Raw genomic sequence first — 4,918 nt, 5'->3', positions numbered from 1 at the left:
GCCCGGAAGAGCGTGCGGGCGCGCAGCGCCCGGAACCCGTTCTCGACCTCGTACCCCGCGGCCAGCAGGCGCTTCCTCGCCTCGTCGGCGCTGCGCACGGTGGCCTCGTCGAAGACGAGGTTGTAGTACCGCTCCGGCACCAGCTCCAGCCCTGCCCGCAGCCCCCGCAGTGCGGTGGTGGCGAGGGCGTCGCTCCCCGGCGGGTCCGGCAGCATCCCGTAGGCGCGGCGCGCCCACGCGGGCAGGGTGGCGTAGGACAGCGCGCCGACGGGGAACCACAGGGGTTTGAGCGGGGTCAGCCATGCCAGGCGCTCGGGCACCTTGGGCCACAGCAGGAACCGCACCGCCTGCCGGGCCTCGGGGGTGGCGCGCAGGGAGGGCCGGACCGCGGCGAGGTAGCGGCGCATCCCGGCGAGGTCGCGCGGCACGTCGTCGCGGGAGAGGCCGACGTAGGCGGCAGTGCGCGACTGCTCGTCCACGTAGCGGTCCCCGTCCTCCGCCGTCAGCGGCACTCCGGCGCGGTGGGCGGTCTCCAGGTAGGAGGAGACCTCCGCGCAGTGCACCCACACGAGCAGGTCGCGCTGGTCCACCCGGTGCAGGCGTCCGGTGGCCGGGTCGGTGAAGGACAGCGCGCGGTGCACGCGGCGGATGTGCGCGCCGAGGGCCTCGGCCTCGGTGAGGCTGCCGTAGGTGGTGACGGCCACGAAGTGGGCGGTGCGGAGCAGGCGTCCGGTCGGGTCGGAGCGGAAGTCCGAGCGCTGCCACACCCCCTGCATGGCCACGGGGTGGAGCGCCTGGAGCATGAGGGCGCGCACGCCCGCCACCCACATCGACCGGTCCAGGTGGATCTTCCAGGTGACGCTCTCCGGGGCGGCGGCGGTGGGCTGCATCCGTTCTCCTCCGGGCTGCGCGGGGGGTTCGCGCCTTGTGGCGGGCGGTGGTCCCACGATACGTCCGGGGTCCGGGCGCCGCCCCCGGCCCCCTCGGACGCCGTCCCGGCCGGTGGGGTGCGCGCGCGGCGCTCCGGAGGGGAGGGGCGGCCGAACCCGTTCGCGGGGCCCGGCCCGCCCGCCGTTCAGGCGGAGCGCCCCCGCAGGTAGGCCAGGACCGCCTGGACCCGGCGGTGGACGTCCTCGTCCAGGGGCAGGTCCAGCTTGGCCAGGATGTTGCCCACGTGCTTGCCGACGGCGGCGTCGCTGACCACGAGCCTGCGGGCGATGGCCCCGTTGGAGTGCCCCTCCGCCATCAGCGCGAGCACCTCGCGCTCCCGGGGGGTGAGGCGTTCCAGCGGGTCGGACCGGCGGCGCAGCAGCTGGCGGACCACCTCGGGGTCGACGAAGGTCGCCCCGTCCACCACGCGCCGGAGCACGGACGCGAACTCCCGTACGTCCCCCACACGCTGTTTGAGCAGGTAGCCGACGCCCCGGCCGTCCCCCGAGTCCAGCAGGTCGGAGGCGTAGCTCAGCTCCACGTACTGGCTCAGGGCCACCACCGCGAGCCCGGGGTGCTCGGCGCGCAGCCGGACCGCGGCGCGCAGCCCCTCGTCGGTGAAGCCGGGGGGCATGCGGATGTCCGTGACGACGAGGCCGGGGCGGTGCTCGGCGACCGCGGCCAGGAGCGCCTCCCCGTCACCGACCGCGGCGGCGACGGGGAAGCCGAAGCGCTCCAGGACCCCGGCCAGGCCCTCCCTGAGCAGCACGCCGTCCTCGGCGAGGACGGTCGGCACGGGGGTCAGGTCAGCGGGGTCGGGGGAATCGGTCCGCACGGCAGCTCCACTCGGATTCGGGTCGGTCCGCCCTGGGGGCTGGACAGCTCCATTGTGCCGCCCATGACGGCCACCCGGTCCGTGAGCCCGGTGAGGCCGGAGCCCTGCCCCGGCTCGGCCCCGCCCGCACCGTCGTCGGCGACCTCCACCACGAGGGTGTCCGGGGAACCGCCCGTCCCGGGCGGGACGGAGGCGCGCACGGTCACCGCCGTCGCCCCGGCGTGCTTGGCCACGTTGGTGAGCGCCTCGGCGACCACGAAGTAGGCGGTGCCCTCGACGTGGGCGGGCAGGCGGACCGGGACCGCGGCCTCCACGCGCGTGGGGACGGGGCAGCGGTCGGCCAGCTCCTCCAGGGCGGCGGGCAGGCCGCGGTCGGTGAGGACCCTGGGGTGGATGCCCCGCACGAGTTCGCGGAGTTCGTCGATCAGCTCGTCGGCGTTGGCCTGGGCGGCGGCCACGCGCCGGTCGGCCTCACTGCCCTCCTCCAGGTCCAGACGGGCCAGCCCCAGGTCCACGGACAGGGCGACGAGCCTCTGCTGGGCTCCGTCGTGCAGGTCGCGCTCGATGCGCCTGCGCTCGTACTCGAAGGCGTTGACCAGCCGTGCGCGGGACTCGGTGACCTGGCTGAGCTCGGCGCGGAGCTCGTCCTTGGGCGGCCCCACGAGCAGGGCGCGGGCGATGGCGAGGTGCGTCTGGGCGAGGACCGCCGAGGCGTAGAGCAGCACGACGAGGATGACCGGGGCGAGGAGCATGTAGGGCACGGCCTCCGCGGAGGAGGTGATCGTGACGAAGCCCAGGGAGACCTGGCCGCCCCGGGACTCCTGGGCGAGGAGCGGGCCCGTGGCGAAGACCGCCGCCGCGCTGATCAGGGAGCCCAGGACCAGGCAGACCAGGAGTGCGACGGGGACCAGGAGCACCGAGTAGGCGATCTCCCGCCAGGTCGCCCCTTCCGTCAGGCGGGTGCGGGCCCAGGCCCACAGGCCGGGTTCCGGCACACGGTGGCCGCTGGGGAAGGGCCCCCGCGTGATGAACACGAGGCGCCTGCGCTCCAGCGCCCCCAGGGGGAGGGCGATGAGCGGCGCGAAGACCAGGACCATGGCCAGGCCGCCCAGGAACCCGGCCGCCACGGGGCCGGTGGAGAGGGTGTCCCACGGCCTCCTCAGGAGCATCCCCCCGACGAGCGTCCACGGCAGGTAGACGGGCATGGCGACCACGGCCACCGCCAGGCCGACGAACACGGTGTTCGCGGAATGGGCCAGGGCGCGCCAGGGCCAGGCGGTGAGGAGGAAGCGGGGGCTCAGCAGGGCTGCCAGGAGTGTCCTCGGCTGCGCCTTCGTCGTGCGGGGCGTGGTCATGCCCCCACCGTAGGCAGCGGGCGAGGGGGCCGGAATCGGCCCCGCCCCCGGGCCGGGGGTGGGGCAGGGCCCACCCGGGGCGTGTCCCCCCTTCTCCGGGCCCGCGTCCACCGGGCCTCCTCCCACCGCGCTTCCCCACCCGTGGAGCACGGACGGACCGGGCGCGGCCCCGCCCTGCGGTGGACCGCCGCACGTCCGCCCGCCGCCCCGGCGCCCGCCGGGGCCGTGTCCGCGCCAGGGACCGCCGGGCGGGCCGAGGCCGGGGCGGGCGGCGCAGCTCAGGACGGTAGGGTGGGGCGACGTGAGCGCGAAACCTCTGATCCCCGATGTCCTGGCTGCCCGCTACGCCTCGGCGGAGCTGGCCCGGCTGTGGTCCCCCGAGTACAAGGTGGTCTCCGAGCGGCGGCTGTGGCTGGCCGTGCTGCGGGCCCAGTCGCGTCTGGGCGTCGACGTCCCCGACGGCGTCGTCCAGGACTACGAGAAGGTCCTTGAGCAGGTCGACCTGGCCTCGATCGCGGAGCGCGAGCGGGTCACCCGGCACGACGTGAAGGCCCGGATCGAGGAGTTCAACGCCCTCGCCGGCCACGAGCACGTGCACAAGGGCATGACCTCGCGCGACCTGACCGAGAACGTCGAGCAGCTGCAGGTGCGCGACAGCCTGCTGCTGGTGCGCGACCGCGTGGTGGCGCTGCTGGCCCGGCTCGGACGGCTGTCGGCCGAGTACGGCGGGACGGTGATGGCGGGCCGCTCCCACAACGTGGCGGCGCAGGCCACGACCCTGGGCAAGCGGTTCGCGTCGATCGCCGACGAGGTGCTGGTCGCCCACGGCCGGCTGGAGGAGCTGATCGCCCGCTACCCGCTGCGCGGGATCAAGGGGCCGGTGGGCACAGCGCAGGACATGCTGGACCTGCTGGGCGGCGACCGCGGGGCGCTGGCCGCCCTGGAGGACGAGGTGGCCGGGCACCTGGGCTTCGCGCACCGGTTCACGAGCGTGGGGCAGGTGTACCCCCGTTCGCTGGACTTCGAGGTGCTGACGGCGCTGGTGCAGCTGGCGGCGGGCCCGTCCTCGCTGGCCAAGACGATCCGGCTGATGGCCGGGCACGAGCTGGTGACCGAGGGGTTCGCCGAGGGCCAGGTCGGCTCGTCGGCCATGCCCCACAAGATGAACACGCGTTCGTGCGAGCGGGTCAACGGGCTGACCGTGGTCCTGCGCGGTTACGCGTCGATGGCCGGCGAGCTGGCCGGGGACCAGTGGAACGAGGGCGACGTGTCGTGCTCGGTGGTGCGCAGGGTGGCGCTGCCGGACGCGTTCTTCGCCTTCGACGGCCTGGTCGAGACGATGCTGACGGTGCTGGACGAGTTCGGCGCCTTCCCCGCTGTGGTCTCCGCCGAGCTGGACCGGTACCTGCCGTTCCTGGCCACGACCAAGATGCTGATGGCGGCCGTGCGCGCGGGCGTGGGCCGGGAGACCGCCCACGAGCTGATCAAGGAGCACGCGGTGGGTGCGGCCCTGGCGATGCGCCAGGAGGGCGTGGGCAACCGGCTCCTGGAGCGGCTGGGCGCGGACGAGCGCTTCCCGCTGGACCGTGCCGCGCTGGAGGAGCTGCTCGAGGACCGGATCACCTTCACGGGGGCCGCGGCCGACCAGGTCGCCTCCGTGGTGGCGCGGATCGACGGGATCGTGGCGGAGCGCCCTCTGGACCACCAGCAGCAGATGCCCCGGCAGGATCATCAGGGTCACCAGGTGGGTCAGCCCCATCCCGACCACGGTGGCGGCGTAGCCCACCCAGGCCAGCAC

The 4,918-nt window shown here is 75.0% G+C and carries 4 protein-coding genes; 1 reads left to right on the top strand and 3 read right to left on the bottom strand.

The annotated features are described in order from the left end of the window. The 3 genes from ACWGL3_RS30975 to ACWGL3_RS30965 form a co-directional block, all read right to left on the bottom strand. Positions 1 to 890, bottom strand: an 890-nt coding sequence (locus ACWGL3_RS30975) for an oxygenase MpaB family protein (protein ID WP_452462110.1), incomplete at its 3' end; no start/stop codon positions are given. A gap of 185 nt (positions 891 to 1,075) precedes the next feature. Continuing rightward, positions 1,076 to 1,765, bottom strand: coding sequence for a response regulator (locus ACWGL3_RS30970; protein ID WP_267944603.1), 690 nt, complete (start codon positions 1,763 to 1,765; stop codon positions 1,076 to 1,078). Next, on the bottom strand, positions 1,732 to 3,120 hold the full coding sequence (locus tag ACWGL3_RS30965) for a sensor histidine kinase (RefSeq protein ID WP_267944604.1): 1,389 nt from the start codon (positions 3,118 to 3,120) through the stop codon (positions 1,732 to 1,734). Before ACWGL3_RS30965 ends, ACWGL3_RS30970 begins: the two co-directional genes overlap by 34 nt. A 301-nt stretch (positions 3,121 to 3,421) precedes the next feature. Between ACWGL3_RS30965 and purB the strand changes: the two genes are divergently transcribed. After that, positions 3,422 to 4,918, top strand: a 1,497-nt coding sequence (gene purB, locus ACWGL3_RS30960) for an adenylosuccinate lyase (protein WP_452462109.1), incomplete at its 3' end; no start/stop codon positions are given.

Source organism: Nocardiopsis sp. NPDC055824 (assembly GCF_053616335.1).
This window is presented reverse-complemented; position numbering and strand designations above follow the sequence as displayed.